At 35.1% G+C, this 16051-nt stretch carries 13 protein-coding genes; 4 read left to right on the forward strand and 9 right to left on the reverse strand.

The genetic code is table 11. From position 1 onward, the window contains the following. Positions 1 to 163: 163 nt before the first annotated feature. Positions 164 to 733, reverse strand: coding sequence for a hypothetical protein (locus MM239_RS08710; RefSeq protein WP_241347818.1), 570 nt, complete (start codon positions 731 to 733; stop codon positions 164 to 166). Positions 734 to 748: 15 nt separating this feature from the next. Continuing rightward, positions 749 to 1252 (reverse strand): hypothetical protein, encoded by a 504-nt coding sequence (locus MM239_RS08715; protein WP_241347819.1) that lies wholly within the window; start codon positions 1250 to 1252, stop codon positions 749 to 751. A gap of 279 nt (positions 1253 to 1531) precedes the next feature. On the opposite strand from MM239_RS08715, the gene MM239_RS08720 reads away from it, so the two are divergent. The 4 genes from MM239_RS08720 to MM239_RS08735 all read left to right on the forward strand — a co-directional run bounded on the left by MM239_RS08720 (position 1532) and on the right by MM239_RS08735 (position 9169). Continuing rightward, a complete protein-coding gene (locus MM239_RS08720; protein ID WP_241347820.1) occupies positions 1532 to 2086 on the forward strand; it encodes an RNA polymerase sigma factor in 555 nt (184 codons plus the stop codon). After that, positions 2083 to 2844, forward strand: a complete 762-nt coding sequence (locus MM239_RS08725; protein ID WP_241347821.1) for a hypothetical protein — start codon at positions 2083 to 2085, stop codon at positions 2842 to 2844. The genes MM239_RS08720 and MM239_RS08725 overlap by 4 nt, the downstream gene beginning before the upstream one ends. A 28-nt stretch (positions 2845 to 2872) precedes the next feature. Then, entirely contained in the window at positions 2873 to 5929 is a 3057-nt protein-coding gene (locus MM239_RS08730) for a CHAT domain-containing protein (RefSeq protein ID WP_241347822.1), read from the forward strand. 183 nt (positions 5930 to 6112) lie between these two features. Next, positions 6113 to 9169 (forward strand): CHAT domain-containing protein, encoded by a 3057-nt coding sequence (locus MM239_RS08735; RefSeq protein WP_241347823.1) that lies wholly within the window; start codon positions 6113 to 6115, stop codon positions 9167 to 9169. 141 nt (positions 9170 to 9310) lie between these two features. Here the strand turns inward: MM239_RS08735 and MM239_RS08740 are convergent, their stop codons facing one another. The 7 genes from MM239_RS08740 to MM239_RS08770 all read right to left on the reverse strand — a co-directional run bounded on the left by MM239_RS08740 (position 9311) and on the right by MM239_RS08770 (position 15948). Beyond that, on the reverse strand, positions 9311 to 9736 hold the full coding sequence (locus MM239_RS08740) for a lipocalin-like domain-containing protein (RefSeq protein ID WP_241347824.1): 426 nt from the start codon (positions 9734 to 9736) through the stop codon (positions 9311 to 9313). Positions 9737 to 9780: 44 nt separating this feature from the next. After that, entirely contained in the window at positions 9781 to 11181 is a 1401-nt protein-coding gene (locus MM239_RS08745; protein WP_241347825.1) for an OmpA family protein, read from the reverse strand. A 212-nt stretch (positions 11182 to 11393) separates the two neighbouring features. Further along, positions 11394 to 12764, reverse strand: a complete 1371-nt coding sequence (locus tag MM239_RS08750; protein ID WP_241347826.1) for a carboxylesterase family protein — start codon at positions 12762 to 12764, stop codon at positions 11394 to 11396. Positions 12765 to 13383: 619 nt separating this feature from the next. Beyond that, positions 13384 to 14094 carry a DUF3784 domain-containing protein gene (locus MM239_RS08755; protein ID WP_241347827.1) on the reverse strand — a complete coding sequence of 237 codons (711 nt, stop codon included), beginning with the start codon at positions 14092 to 14094 and terminating at the stop codon, positions 13384 to 13386. 31 nt (positions 14095 to 14125) lie between these two features. Next, entirely contained in the window at positions 14126 to 15076 is a 951-nt protein-coding gene (locus MM239_RS08760; RefSeq protein ID WP_241347828.1) for an alpha/beta hydrolase, read from the reverse strand. Position 15077: 1 nt separating this feature from the next. Continuing rightward, entirely contained in the window at positions 15078 to 15677 is a 600-nt protein-coding gene (locus MM239_RS08765; RefSeq protein ID WP_241347829.1) for a hypothetical protein, read from the reverse strand. Further along, positions 15670 to 15948: a DUF2089 family protein gene (locus MM239_RS08770; protein WP_241347830.1), complete on the reverse strand. Its 279-nt coding sequence runs from the start codon at positions 15946 to 15948 to the stop codon at positions 15670 to 15672. The genes MM239_RS08765 and MM239_RS08770 overlap by 8 nt, the downstream gene beginning before the upstream one ends. Between the last annotated feature and the right edge of the window lie 103 nt (positions 15949 to 16051).

A 16051-nucleotide genomic window follows, 5' to 3' on the forward strand; every position in this document is an offset into this window, starting at 1 on the left:
GGATAAACCAACTTTAAAGCTGATTTTCGTACATTAACATACAAATACGCGTCAATACGCTACAAAGGAGCACAAGACTCCAAATACTTGAATATTGGTCAGTAAATAATGTACCTGAGTAGTTACAATTTTTAAAATAGATGAAAATTAAGTTATAATTGATTTAGTCGAAATTATTAACAAATTGGAGGCTTCCTGAAATGTCAGTTGTTTCCTCATCTGATTTGTTTCTGAAAGTCCCAGAGAAGGTCATTTTGAAATCTCTCAAGTTGTAATTCTGATCTTTGATAATAGGGTCTTGGTAAACCACGGTCTTGATATCTGTGACTTGACAAGTGACATTCAGGGATTCAAAAATGGTAGTCTTGTCTCCTTCTACAGCAACTAGCCTGATATATCCTTCATCATACTTTGATTCATCAGGTTGAAAACCGAGTACCCGCTCGCCATCCCAATAGATTTTAAAAAGTGTATTTGTTGAGTAAGACTCAAAAAAAGACACTGATGATGAAAGCAACTCGCCATTCCCTGCTGTTATGAACCCAGGTGAGCCAATAGCAATTTGTTTGCTCATGAATTTTTTACCAGCCAACTCACCCGAGTTTACAGTAAACTCATAGGCAGATTTTCCATCATCAGCGGTGGGAACTGGATCATCGGATCCACAAGATGAAAACACAAGGGTCAAAGCGACCAAAATTAATTTTGAACAATTGATTAGACTAAGTTTCATTGTTTTGATTTTTAATTATTGAACATTGAAAGAAAATATACCTGGTTTGATTTGTCCTTTGTAGTCCAAAGGTTTTGCGATAAGCTTCACTTGGTAGCTACCTTTAGGAAGTTTCCCTGGAGCATCTTTGATCGAAGCTTTTGTCATTTCATTGAAGCTCAAAAGGGAAATAAAATCAAACCCCTCTGTACCGATGATCATATCCCCTGGAATGTATGGCATAGGATTTCTACTGGCCTTTCCTATCAGCTTTCCATTAAAATACACTTCTGTTACGAAGTCAAAAAATATGATTTCTCTATCATTTTTACTTTTGATATTATCCCCTTGAAAAGAAAAAAGAATTGGATATTTATCTTTTCTGAACTCGACAAACAAATCAATAATGTTATCTGATTTGGTTTCAATTTTGAGTTCAGAAGATTTCCCAATGGTGATGCCTCCTTTCACTGTTTGAGCTTGAGTCGCAAGTCCAAAACAAAGCATAATCGCTAAGAGAAGTAGTGTGGGTTTTTTCATGATTTTTTCATTTGATTAAAGACTATTTTACATTTTTTCAGAAGTTTCGATCAAGTAATAGGTCCACTTTACACTTTCTACACCTATGCAAAGGGCAAGTTCACAACAATCACAAAAGACTGATTAACTTAACTTTATAGAATAATACAAATGTGATTTGAACAAAATCCAGATAAATTCATACTATTCTTAGCTTAGTTATCATTTAATTAAAAAAGTAAACATCACTTAAAACTTTTATGACTATGTTTACAATTATGCCACTTTTAAGACTAAGCAATGATGGATAATAATTTACTGGAACGGCTGTCATTTGGAGACACTACCGCACTTGAAGAGATCTATAGGAAATACAGGGAACCATTCATTCAATTCGCATCTAAGTATCATGCTGACAAAAATCAGATTTGCGATATCTATCAAGATGTTATTATCGCCTTGTTTGAAAAAGTAAAAAAAAAGAAGCTTCAATTAACTACAGGTAGCTTGAAAACTTATGTTTTCAGTATGGGCAAATTCATGCTGTTTAGCAGATTGAAAAAAAATGCCAATACAGAATTCATTTCAAATGATAACGATTATTTTGAGGGGTTGGCAGATTATCATGATTTTTTAGATGAGAAAGACCCTCAAGTAATCTTGATAGAGAATGGAATAGCATCCTTGGGTAAAAAGTGCCAAGAACTTCTTAGGCTTTTCTATTATGAAGAGAAAAAGCTTTCAGAAATTCAAGAAATCCTAAACTATAACCATACCGACGTAGTCAAAAGCCAAAAATCCAGGTGCTTAAAGTCACTTAGATCATCAATCGAACTTAATCAAGACAAGATATGAGTAATCATTCTGAACTTATAGACAAATATTTTGAAGGACAACTTACTGAAGAAGAGAGAATTATTTTTGATGAAATGATGGCATCAAATCAGCATTTTCGGGAATCAGTTGAATTTCAAATCAAAACGAAAAAGGCATTTCAAAATCATGAAAGGAAATCCCTGAAAAGTTTATTGGGACAAATTGAAGAAGATATACTAGAATCCGAAAAGGGTGTTAAAATTAAAAAAATAAAGTCACGAAATCTTTGGCCATTCTTGATTGCAGCTGTATTGATTTCGGTAATTGCCATTACCTTCTTTATCAAAAGAAATATTGTTTCTTCTGATAATGAATACCCTCAAGATTTCTATGCCTATTATGAAGCTTATCCTAACGTGGTCAAGCCAATCACACGAGGCGAAGCAATAAATCCAGATGAGCTGGAAAAAGCAGCATTTCTGGCCTATGAAAGCCAGGATTTCAAGCTTGCGGATAGTCTATTTTCTATACTATTAGATCAACAAAAAGAGTATCTCCTTTTCTACAAAGGGATTACAAAAATAGAACTTGAGCAATACGATAGTGCCACAACCTATTTTGAAAACTACATCTATTCAGATGGAATGCAGTTTAGAGATCAGGCCAAATGGTATATGGCATTAAGCTACCTAGTCAAAGGTGACTCGATCAAAGGGAAAGAAGAGTTGATAAAACTCAGGAAAAGCAGTGGCTACAAAATGGAAGAGGTTGAACAGTTATTGTTGAGGTTAGATTGAACTAATTTTTCAGAAAACACAAAGTAATATGACTAGAATTTCAATTATCATTTTGTTGATTTTGCTGTTCGATTTGGCACATAAGAATGTAATTGCTCAACAAAATGCATCAATGGACAGCACGGAATATTGGCAAAAATCAGACCTTTTGGATGCTATAGCCATACAGCTTTCAAGGCAGGAAATAGAAATGGAAGAAGGTCGAAAAACTTTAAATACTTTAGCTAGGTACTTCAAAAAAGTAAATGCTACAGATCGACTTGCTTATGTCTACACATTACATGGTACAAGTTTCCATAGACAAAACAAATTAGACTCAGCTGATTTTTATCACTCAAAAGCCAATGATGTTCTAGACAATCAGGCATCTACAAATATGAGGTTGGTAAATTTGGTCAGAAGTACATATGCTGCGGTATTAGCAGGTAAAAATGAATACACTAAGTCTGCTGAATTTTTCTTGAAATCACTAAATTTTTTAAAAGCTAACAATCATGAAAACCAAAACAACGAGTATATAGCTAAGACTTATAACAATGTTGCTACGGTCTACAAAAGCATTAACGACAATGAACAATCATTACGGTACTATGATAGCTGTCTTGTGATATTACGACAGGACAAATCAGAAATGAATTCGATGCTTGGAGAGATGGTCCACTCAAATATTGCATTGATCTATAGCGCCATGGGTGTGGATGATTTGGCATTAGAGCACTTGAAACAATCTGAAATAATCAGAAACAATATCCCTGACCAATATGACCATATCATGGACAGGTTTCCTCTTGATTTGATATTTGCCAATGTATATTCCAGTAGAAAAAAAGGTCCAGGAGATGGGGAAATTGCGCTACAATACATTAATAGGAACTATGATCAATTCCAAAAACAATATCCGCAAGACCCAAAACTTTTGGAATACTACAACGAGTTCATTAATGCATACTATGTAACTGGGCAATATGATTCTGCTTTGTATTATACAAATAAAGCAGAAAAGTTTCAGCTAGAAGCATATGGAGAAGACAGACCGAATCTTGCTGATACTTATTCGAAATATTCTAAAATTTATAGAGCACTTGGAAATAAGGTTAAAGAAGAAAAATATAGGGATAAAGCGATTAAACAATTTGAGAAGCCAAACAATATAATCAGAGACTCTTACGGAATTTTGTTATTTAACAAAGCTGCATTTGAAATAACAAATAACAATCTTAAAAATGCCGAACTTCAAATTCAGAAAGCAACAAAAGTTTTTTTAGGAATAGAAGGAAAACCAATTACCCACAACCCCGATTTTCAAGAATTATCTGGCAAAGATTTTTTAATAGATTTTTTCTCCAAAAAAGGCTATTTATTGGCTCAAATATATGCTGTAAATAAGGATCAAAAATATCTTGAATCAGCCTTAGAGTCCTATTTACTTTCCATTAGACAATCTTTGAAGACTAAAAAAGGAATCTATGGACTTCGTTCAAAATCAAACATTTACTCCTCTAATTTTGATTTGGTTCAAGAAAGCATTTTGATTAGCAATCAGCTTTACGACCTAAGTGGTGAAAGTAAGTATCTTGACAAAAGCATACTATTATCTGATTTCTCAAGAACCTTGGCAATCAGAGAAGCCTTTTACACTGCTAAACTTGATGCAACTGGTGTTCCTGAGTATTTATTGGATCAGGAATATTCTCTTAGGTCTAAGCTGTTAGAGTATGAAGCAACAAGATTGACAACATTAAATTCAGAAGAAGGTCAGCTTCAAGAAGAATTCTACTTGGTAGACAAGAAAAATGAAGAATATTATCAAAGCAAATCAGCCTTGGAAGCTTTAATCACCACTTATAAGAAAGACTTCCCAAACTATTACGCCCTTAAATTTGGAAACATTTATGAAACAGAAAATGAATTAATTCCAGCCAAACTACCTTTAAATAGGTCCAACTCAAGCTATTTTTTGATTCAATATCAAGATTTTGGTACGGAATATTTAGCCTTTTATACCCATAGAGGTAAATCTAGCTATTTGAAAATCCAAAAGACTCCTCAATTAAAAAGAGATATAGAAATACTTTTGACTTCAATAAAGTATAAGACAAATGATTTTGTAGAACCTAGCTTTCGGATTTACAATGTCCTTTTAGAGCCAATATTGAAAAGGCAAAACGTGGAAAATATAATAATTATTCCAGATGGTGATTTGGCCGTATTACCTTTTGAAGTTTTGATCAGTGAGCCAGTTTCGAAAGACCTAAGTCTCAAAAACCTACCCTATTTGATCAAAAAACATCAAATTTCTTATCATTACTCTGCATTTCTTTTGAAAAATGACAAAGTCCCAAAAAAGTCAAGGGATAATGTGAATTTTCTAGGCCTAGCACCCTCTTATGATGATTTTACAAAAAATATAAAGAGAAATTCAAATGAAGTTACACGAGCATCCTTTACACCATTACCAAATAATGCTGCAGAAGTGAATGAAATATCAGTTGGATTCAATTCTACTATTCTATTAGCATTAGATGCGCAAGAAAGCAAATTCAAAGAATACGCTACAAAAGCTGACATTATCCATTTGGCTACACATAGTCAAATAAATAATGACAACCCGCTCTTATCCAGTCTTATTTTGATAGAAAATGATCTTGACGATGGTTATTTACACAGTTATGAATTATTCAATCTTAAGCTAAATGCTGATCTAGTAATCTTATCTGCATGCAATTCAGGAACCGGTGAATATCAAAAGGGAGAAGGAATCATCAGTATCGCTAGAGGGTTTATGTACGCTAATGTTTCAAATTTACTGATGAGCCTATGGGCAGTACCAGATCTGTCCACAAAACAACTCATGACTGGGTTTTACGAAAGAATAAAGAATGAAAAAACTTACGAAACAGCTCTTAGAGAGGCTAAGTTAGACTATTTGATTGAAGCTGATGAAAACACAGCACATCCTTACTATTGGGCAGCTTTTATATATGTCGGTGATGTAAAAGCTGAAAACTCAAACGCCATATTTATTTTCCTCTTTGCAGTACTGTTGATCATAGTGATTTTCTTCCTGTATAGACGCTTCTTTTGATAGGTATTATGTTTCCAATACTTCAATTGATATTTCTAGATTGATTAAAATCAAAATAGGTTTCAATTAATGTTATCAAAAAACTAATCATCATACTAGAGTGAGGGAAAGAGTGGCTTTCCTAATATCACTTAAAATTAATTGATCATATCGGTATTAAGCTTGGCATAATCATCAAATAAAATGAATCTTAGATCTACCATATCAGTTTTATTTACAGCATTCTTTTTTTTGCTTATATCCTTATCTCTTGCTCAAGAGACATCAAGTGATCGAAAGGCATTTGATCTCAACAAGGCCAAACTTGATTCCATCAAATCCCAAAGCAGGCTTAAGCAAAGAAGCGAGATAGAAAATAGAGGTGCTTTGCTAGAGTTAGAAATGTACTTTAGAAATAAGAAACATCATGATGAATATTTAGAGTGCTTGTCGCTCCTGTCCTCATCATACAGTCAAGAAGGCAAATGGGATAGTTTGTTGTATTACCTTAATGTAGGAATCGTTGATATAATCCGTCCAAAAAAGACGACTTATAAAGAACTGATAAACATTTTTTACAACCGATATGCTGCGGCATTGAACGACGCAGGGCAATACATCAACAGCAAAAAAATCTACGAGGAGCATTTAGATTATTTGAGAAAAAATGACACACTGGGATTAGCAAGGGCTTATAATAATTTTGCCGTATTGCTGAATAATTTAAAAGAAAATGAGCAGTCGCTAAGGTATTATGATAGTTGCCTGACAGCCTTGAAAAGATCTGGGCTAGATACGGCCAGTCATTTGGCATATGCAGCCTACTTGAATCAGGCCATGCCCAAAATGAATATGGGTCAGTTCCAAGAAGCACTGGAAAGTCTGAGAAAATCTGAAATCAATCTCGTGAATTTGAATATGCAAAACAATCCAGGAGAAGTGATCCTGATTTCATTGTACTATGCGTATGTGTATGCCTACAAAAACGAGTTTCCAGAAGACCTTGAGCTTGCCTCAAAGTACGCAAAAAAGGGCTATGAAATGCTTTATCAAATCAATAAAGACCATTTCTACATGGTCTATTTTTATCTTATAATGGGAGATATTGAAGAAAAAAAGGGTAATTTCTCTCAAAGCTTTGATTTTAATAATAAGGCAGTTGTCTTAAAAACCATGCTTCATGGAGAGTTCAATGATGATATGCCTTCGATGCTCACTATTTTGGCTAGAATTAGTTCTAAATTAGGTCAGCAAGAATCAACCGCTGGATTTTTTGCCAAAGTAGATAAATTCTATGCCCGTCCAGATCAATTAAAAACGTATGATTACATAGAATATCTTCTCGAAGATGCTGAATTTAGGTTAAAAATCAAGGACTTAAAATTGGCAGAAGACAAACTGCTTCAAGCCCTACAGGGCTACATTCCTTCTTATGCTTGGCGCCATGGAATTGCTGATAACCCAACCATTGACCTAATTCCGGACAACTATCAATCAGCATTCTTTTTTATTAAAAAAGGTGAAATCACTAAGAGAATAGCTGAAATCACCAACGATACAAATTTGTTAAATTCTTCCTTGGATGCCTATGTTTTAGGGATCCTGTTGTTGAACAAAAGTAAAAATGCAATTTTTAATATCAGATCAAAGTCACAGTATGGCCAGCAAAAAAGTGTCTACTTCTCCGAAGCAATTCAATTAGCCACATCACTATATCAAAAAACCAATGATAATACTTATTGGGAGAAAGCATTTCTACTAGCTGATCTAAACAAATCTTCCAATCTCAAGCACCACCTTAATCAAAAATCAAATACTTTTCAAAAATTGATCCCATCCGAACTACAGGCCAAGGAATTAGAGCTCAGAACTGATATAAATTTTCTAGAGCTACAAGTTTATAGAGACAGTTTTACCAAAGCGATACAATCTAGCTCAAATGATTCGACATTACAGTTAATCGTAAAAAAGAAAGAGGAGGTGAACCACCTGTTGACGAGTTACAAAACAGATTTCCCAAACTATTACAACCTGCATTATGGCGGTCAGAATTTCAACAGTAAAAGTATCTTTGATCCCAATCAGACCAAAGCATTGAGAAATTCCAAAAAGTTAATTATTCAATATATTGAGTTTGAAAATGATATTTTAATGATCTATTTAAAAGGGAATAATGAAGGGATTTTTAAGATTGAAAAAGATCAATTATTCACCTCTAATCTCAATAAATTCATCAGTGATTCTAAGAATCCAAAATCACAGCATTTTCAACCCGCTGCCTACTTCTTGTATGAGAAATTAATTGGCCCCGTCCTTAAAGTAGAACCAGCTGAGCATATCATCATAATTCCTGATGGTGCACTCAATCACATTAATTTTGAAATTTTAATAAGTAAGCCAATCGAAGAACAGAATGCTTTTGATAAATTCAATTATTTGCTGAAAACCCACAGCATCACCTATCAATATTCCAGTTCTTTGATTGATTTCAAAAAGGCTTCCTTAAAAAAGAGTAAAGGAAGTTTCTTGGGATTTGCTCCCTATCAAGGAAACGAAAAGCCTTTGTTTTTAGCTCAATCAGAACGAAATAGCAATATAGACCTGGCTTCTTTCACTTCCCTTCCCTACAGCGAATTAGAAGTAACAGCCTTGAGTGGTAAATTTTCAGGTCAAGGGTACATTGGCAATGAAGCCAAAGAGAGTTACTTGAAATCACAAGGCAAAAATTCTAATATCTTACACTTTGCAACCCATAGCCATATTGATAAGAATAATCCTCTATTTTCCAGTTTGCTTTTATCAGCTGACGATAATGATGACGGCATACTTTATACCCATGAACTCTATGAAATGAATCTCAATGCTGATCTTGTTACCTTATCAGCCTGTAATTCAGGGTATGGAGAACATCAGCAAGGTGAAGGAGTCATCAGCTTGGCACGTGGCTTTATGTATGCTAACGTATCAAATGTTCTTATGAGCCTTTGGGCAGTTTCTGACCAATCTACAAGTAAATTAATGTCTTCGTTTTATGACAATGTATACAATGGAGAAAGCTACAGTGATGCCATAAGAAATGCTAAATTAGAATACTTACAACATGCCGATGAAAATACGGCACATCCCTATTACTGGGCTGGCTTTGTCTATTTAGGGAATGTTGAAGCAGCAAAGCCAAATTACATTCTTTACCTATTCTTTGCAGGTTTGTCGATGTTGATTGTATTCTTGGTTTGGAGACGCTTCCTCAGGCATATTTAGATTGTTTGGCATTATTACCATACCATTCAAATATTGATATGAGATAAGCACCTCCAAAAAAGATAGAAACTGTCACAATACTGCAACAGCTTCTTTTAAAAAATTTCGTATAAAAAATAGTATTATTAATAGCTATAAAATTCACTTTACCCTCTCCAAAATCAAATGGCTAAAAGGCTCTTCTGATCTTAGAATGATCTTGTCATTGGATATCCGCTCGATGGTGCCTTCACCAAAGTCATTGGTGATTTTATTTCCATTGATAGCATAAGTAAGCATAAATGGTGTAGCTGTCACTGGAGCACAGTATGGTTGATCATTGGCATCATAATATGTCCCAACTGGTGTTACGATATAATCCATAGAAGTCGTGAACTCGATTATGGATTGTCGCTCGCATTCATCTTGAGCCATTTCTACACCATTTCTATCAAATTCCTGCACTGTGTACCACCTTCCTATTACCAATGTTGCAAAATTCACTTCGGGTTCATCCTCCTTTCCACAGGCTGTAGAAAGAGCCGCTAAAGCCCATATGATTAATATTATTCCTAGCAAATTCTTCATGATATATTAGCCGTTTTCTATTAGATAAATGTTAACTATTTGATTCAATTGAGAATAAATTCAACTCTTCTGTTTTTAGCTTTACCCGTAGGCGTATTGTTTTCAGCCACAGGAGAAGATTGTCCTTTTCCACTTGAATTAATTTCATTTTGGACACCAAATTCATTTTGCAAAGCTTCTTTTACAGCCATGGCCCTTTGTTCAGAAAGTCTCTGATTCAATTCCTCAGCCCCATCGCTATCGGTATGTCCTATGATTTGAACTGTTTTGTTAGCTTGAGCTTTCAATGCTTGAGCTATTTCTTTCAAAATGCCATAAGACTCTGGGTTAATATCAGCTGACCCTGAAGCAAAAGTGATCGCTGATGTAGTATATGACCCACTTTCTAAAAGCTTACTTCTGCTATCTGGCTGCCCGACAGCATACCTGATGTTGCTTAGATAATAATTGTCATTGTCCGTATAATTATTGACAAAAAATCTTGCACTCGTAAGTTTGACATCTTTCTGAAAAGCCGCAGTCAAGTCAAGGGCTTTTTCTTCATTAGCAAAGACCTGAACCCTTCTTCCCATTCTTGAAATAGAAATATGAATTGGTTCATTATTGCCTTCTGCGTTTATCAAATGCTTAGCAAGAAATTTATTCTGGAAATTAAGCCCCTTCTCCGTGTGTACCGCTTTTCGAGCAGTGATAAATGGCCCTCCATTAGAACCAATTCCTGAAAACTCGATTCCTAAATAATTATTGGAAAGCTTTTGAAGGTTGAAATACTCTCCACCACCATCCCAACCTAGATTTGCTTCTGGGTTTTCAATGTCGCTGAACACTAGCGTCAATGTCCTGCTATAGCTATAAGTTCCAAATTCAAAATCATACATTAAATCAAATTCCAATGTGAAATTCTCGGGAAAGTCTTTTAAATACTCAGGTATAAAATTCCCCTTTGTTTTATTAAACCACACCCAGTTCCCTTCTATCTCATCAAAGCTCACAACTTCAGCTGAACCTGTGGTAATCCAAGATCCTGGTAAGTCTCCTTCCTTATCTTGCAGAAAGTCGTCAAAGGCAATAATTTCCTCTCCTTGTACAAATGAAAAATTGGAGTACCTACTCAAGGATTTCTTTTCCTGAGTATCAAATTCAGCTGAATCTTGATTGGATTCAAAATCTTGATCTTGACTACCTTCCCAGCTTCGGTAATCACTACCTTCTTGCTTTTCAACGGGTGCTTGCTTCTCCTTTTTAGGCTTTTTTTTGAATAAAGATTTCACACCATTGATCATCTCATCAGCTACTTCCTCTATGGACTGATCGACTGTTCTTTCAGCTTTGCTTGTAGAACTTTCTTTAGCTCTTTCCTTGACTCTTTCCTTAATTTGCGCATATGAATTGGCACTTATTCCTATCAAAGAAATAAGAAAAATAAATCTAAGTATAACCTTCATGTTGTTAGTTTTTGGTGGAAATTGAAATACCCTTCTTTACACCTTAGTATAAAAATCTATCTGATGGTAAACCTTATTTAAAAAAATATTTATTTACAAAATATGGGTTTTTGCAGGTTTGAAAAGTAATCTAACAAAAGGATTTAAATCAATTATAGAGAAGGACTGGGCAAAAAAACTCGATAATCCTGTTGATTATACTTTGTCACTACTTAAATCTCCTTGTATTTAAGGACTCCCTCTATTCTACCTTTAGAATCAATCTTACCTGTCCTTGCAAATTGAGCCCAAAGGGCACAGACCCTTTTCGAACTATCGGAAATCTCCTCTGCCGATATTCCTTCTACCAACTTGGCATCTTTCCATAACGAACTGTCACCAAACAAAAGTGGTAAATCAATCGCATGTGTAGCACCAAAGCCATTAGTTTTAGAACCCCAATATATCTCATAAAGATAAACATTGTTTTCATCTACGGAGCAGTTTTTAGCAAATGCCTTGGCTTCCTTTTTATAAACTTTATTTGTTGTAATACCTACCAAAATGGATTTAAGCCCCCCTCCCACGACTGGTAAATTTGAAATTTTCCTAAACTTAGGGATCTGGGGAACAAAAAATGTCGTTTCTTCTTTGGTGTATCCGATGAGGATGTTTACTTCTCTTGCCCTTTTATGCCAAATTCCCCTTACCTCAGATTCTTCGGGAAAAGGATACTCACCATATTGGTTACCCAAAGGCATACCTGCCTGAAGGCCATAGTTCTTAGCAGCTGCCAAGACTTCTTCTTGTTTGTTAAGAAGAGTGTCGATCGGGGCATGCACAGGTATTTCTTTGGCTACCCTTATCATATCCTGTATCATCTCCTCTCTGTCAAATATCAATCCCAAAGGTGCACTTTGTATGATTACGTTTTGGAATAGACCTCTTGATTCTTCAATTAGCATCATTTGAGTGATGGCTTCCCCACCAGCAGATTGTCCGAAAAGCGTAATTTTATGGGAATCGCCTCCAAAGGAATCAATATTTTTATTGACCCACTTGATGGCTTCCAAGATATCCAAGTAGCCTAGGTTGGCAGGAATATCATTGTATCCTCCTAAAAAGCCCAGTAATCCTAAACGGTAAGTAACATTTACTACAATAACATTTTGATCTTTCACCAACTGGTTAGGATCAAAAATAACAGCATCGCCAGCTCCAGAGACATAACTCCCACCATGAATCCATATCATAACGGGAAGGCTATCCAATTCATTGTTTGGCCTGGTGATTGAAAGGTTCAAACAGTCTTCAGATTGCTCCATTAAATCTAAGGCTTCAACGCCAAACATGGTAGAAAACAAAGGTCTTTCTTTCTGAGGACATGCGGGAGATACCTGCTGTGAATTGATGGGGGAATCATAACCTTGAACAGGCTTTGGCTTTTCAAACCGGTTTGCCGTGGCATAAGGGATATTGGTCACTTTGATAACCCCTTTTTCCTGAAATGTTTTTATTTGTCCCGTAGGTGTTTGAATTGTATGCTGCGCATAAGAATAAATACTCACACAAAATATAAATGCCAGAGATAGAATTTCCTTCATTGATTAGGTTATTACTTCAAGCTACCTAACGATTAGCAAAATGAAATCGTTGGTATTTACTAACTTAATTTTTTACCAATAGCAGTGAAAATAACGTCAAATGACTTCCCTAACAGTTAAAAAACTTGATTATAATCTTCCCTTATAATGCTTTATGATTTTCTAAATCAAACAATTACTGTAATCATGTCTTATCCATTGAATTGAACAATTTGACTAAATTAAAAGGATTAAGTATGTATCATTTCTACAATGATACCAGCAAATAAGAAATCAAGACCAAATAAACTGGCAGCGATAATTCTCAAAATAAGTTAGGGTCATAGCTCAACAACGGAGAATGTTTCTCTATGGTAAGTTGAAATAAAGGAAAGACATTATTTATTGCTAATTTTATTTTGGTGAAAATTCGACTTAAAACCAATCAAATAATATGAGACCAATTAGGTGACCTTACTTAAAATTATTTTGTGAAATACTGGTATTAAAACATTTAAAGGAATAGGTAATCATCTTACCAACCCGACTAGCGTGAAAATCAATTACAAAGTAAAAGCCTGTAAATCATAAGATTTGCAGGCTTTTTTTTATCATTATCAATAAAACACATCTAATAACCTCAATCCATTTCCCTTACCGATTTGACTGCATGATAGATATGTGTTGTCTTTTCTTTTTCTTTGAAGTTGATGATGATGGTCTCTTTGTCAATAGTCGTGATTTTCAAATAGGGACCACGACCAGCATGGATCAACAAGCGGGTTTTTCCAAAGCCATCCACATTGAAAAAGCCTTTTTTGACTTGACCAATGCCCAAGCCATTTGTACGAGCCTTGATGATGGGGGCTTCTACTAGCAACGCTACCGATTCGATCTCTTCTGTTTTCAATTCAAATCCATAAGCCCCTGAAAATTTCAATCGCTTATTGTTCAACTCATATTTGGATGGGATCATACCATAAACAAGGCTTCCACAAGCAAAAACTACGACTATAACAGTAAAGACTGTTTTAAACCGTGTATCCACGAGCTTCTCCTTATTGTGATCGAACTTTCTTGCCTTCCACACCATCAAAGCAATACCTATCAAAATAATTCCTGGAACAAAATAACTCAATGCAGAAGCTAACGCAAGCCACTTCAATACATAATGTCCTACAATCACCACCACCCCCAACAACACAAGAGCGTTTCTCATAAAAGTAGATAAGCCTTCAATATCTACATTTTCCTTTTGCCTTTGCGACATGGTATTATAGCCAGCAATTAGATTTGGAAAGACTTTTACCAAGAAACCAAGAGCGATTAAAGTTAGGGCAGTAATAATCATAATTTATTGTTCTCCGTTTTACAAATACAATTCATCTACCATAAATAAAGTTGACTATTGATTCAATCAATTTATTTGAAATCGGCAAATCAGGAAGATTATATGCTTTTAGGTTCACCTGTCGATCTCCTTCGACGATTTTCAGCACATGGTTCATATTTTCTATCCTCACTAACTTTGCTTTCGGATTGGCCCTAGATAATTTTTCCGCATCCTCCACCTCTACTTGGAGATCATTTGTTCCTTGAACAATCAGTGTCGGAATAGTTAGCTTGCTAATAATTTGTTGAGGATCATACTGAAACCATGAAATCAAATAGGGCTGTACACTAGGTCGAAAAAGTGAGTACAACATTGGATTCACTTCATCCACTGTCTTCCCAATCTTCAGGCTATCTAATATGGGAAAAGCAAGGTCTTGAACAGCCTTTGGTTGAGCTTCCAGCTGCCTTTTCAAAGTAAAGTCTGCTGACTCAGATAAACCAGCAATCCCAATAAATTTATCTGCATGATCACATGCGATCAATCCAATCAATGCTCCTTCACTATGTCCAATTACTGTCATACTCGAAAACCTATCATCACCCTTGAGCATGGAAATCCAATCCTTGACATCGTTGACATAGTCTTCAAAACGAAGCACTATTTCACTCTTACCTGCTTTCTGGCTCTCTCCTACTCCTCTCTTATCAAACCTTAAGGTTGCAATTCCTTTTTCGGTGAGGCCATGTGCAAGCATTTTCAATGAATTATTTTTCATAGCAGGATTGTTACCATCCCTATCAGTTGGTCCTGATCCTGAGATTATCACAGCAAGAGGAGGTTTTTCAGGAATAACAGGAATAGTCAAGGTTCCAAAAATCTCACCTGTTGTTGTACTTAACTTGATATCAAATTCTTGGAAAGTGGTATCCGAATCAACTTTAGCAATGACTGCTTCAGTAAAAAGGAATAGAAAAAATAGCGAGTATGTTAGTTTCATATTACTTGATCATTGAAAGGATAATTGGAGATAGGTATGTCAAAACAACCATGGAAATGATCATGATAACAATAAATGATGCGATTAATCTTGCACCTTTCAGATTTGCAGCAACCTTATAAGCATTAAACATTAATGTCACCAGCCAAATGGTCAGTAGCAAGGAAACAAACAGAAAGAATACCGCTATCGATTTCTGCACCATTGTAATTTCAATAGGCTCTCCATGCTTCATATATACCCATAGCAAATACTTCCCATAAAGATCGATGACCTCAGAAAAACTAATTAGGGATACAAAAAAGTAGGGTATCCTGGCTAATGCTTGTGTTCCAAAAATATCGACAATCCGAATTTTGGATTTTGATAGGCTTATGGCAGCAAGGTAGAACAATAAGGATACAACAATCCAATTCAAGAAATTCTGAGTGACACCACTAATTAAGGAAAGATCAACTCCCATTTTCACTGATATGATATCGGGAAAATAAGTATTACTGTAAAACGCTACAATTGAGGTAGCAAATATCACCAGTAAGCCTATCAATAGAGATTTTTTCCCTGCAATGTATGTAAAAGGATTTGTTAGCTTTTTAAACATCTTGATCTAGGTTTTCGATTTTAATGATTAGCTCATCAAGCATATTCCTCACGGTTGGATAACTGAGTTTTAGCTGTGATGCCATGATTTTCAAACTGCCACTACAGCGGACAAAATCAAGGATAAAATCCTGTTCCTTCTTTTCTAATCTAAGTAATACAGGAAGGCTAAATTTTCCAGTCACCGTCGTATCGCAAGCATCACAATGAAGGCTTATTACATCCAAGCCAGAGCTACAACTAGGACAAACAATGGGGAGTTTTTTAATCATACTTCAATAATATAAATAATATTTAACTGATTTTTAATTTTATTAAAATTTTTATTGATAATTATTATTATAAATTTATTATTATAAATTTATTATTATGAAC

Origin of the sequence: Belliella filtrata, from assembly GCF_022549775.1 — a bacterium.
Lineage (GTDB): Bacteria > Bacteroidota > Bacteroidia > Cytophagales > Cyclobacteriaceae > Belliella > Belliella filtrata.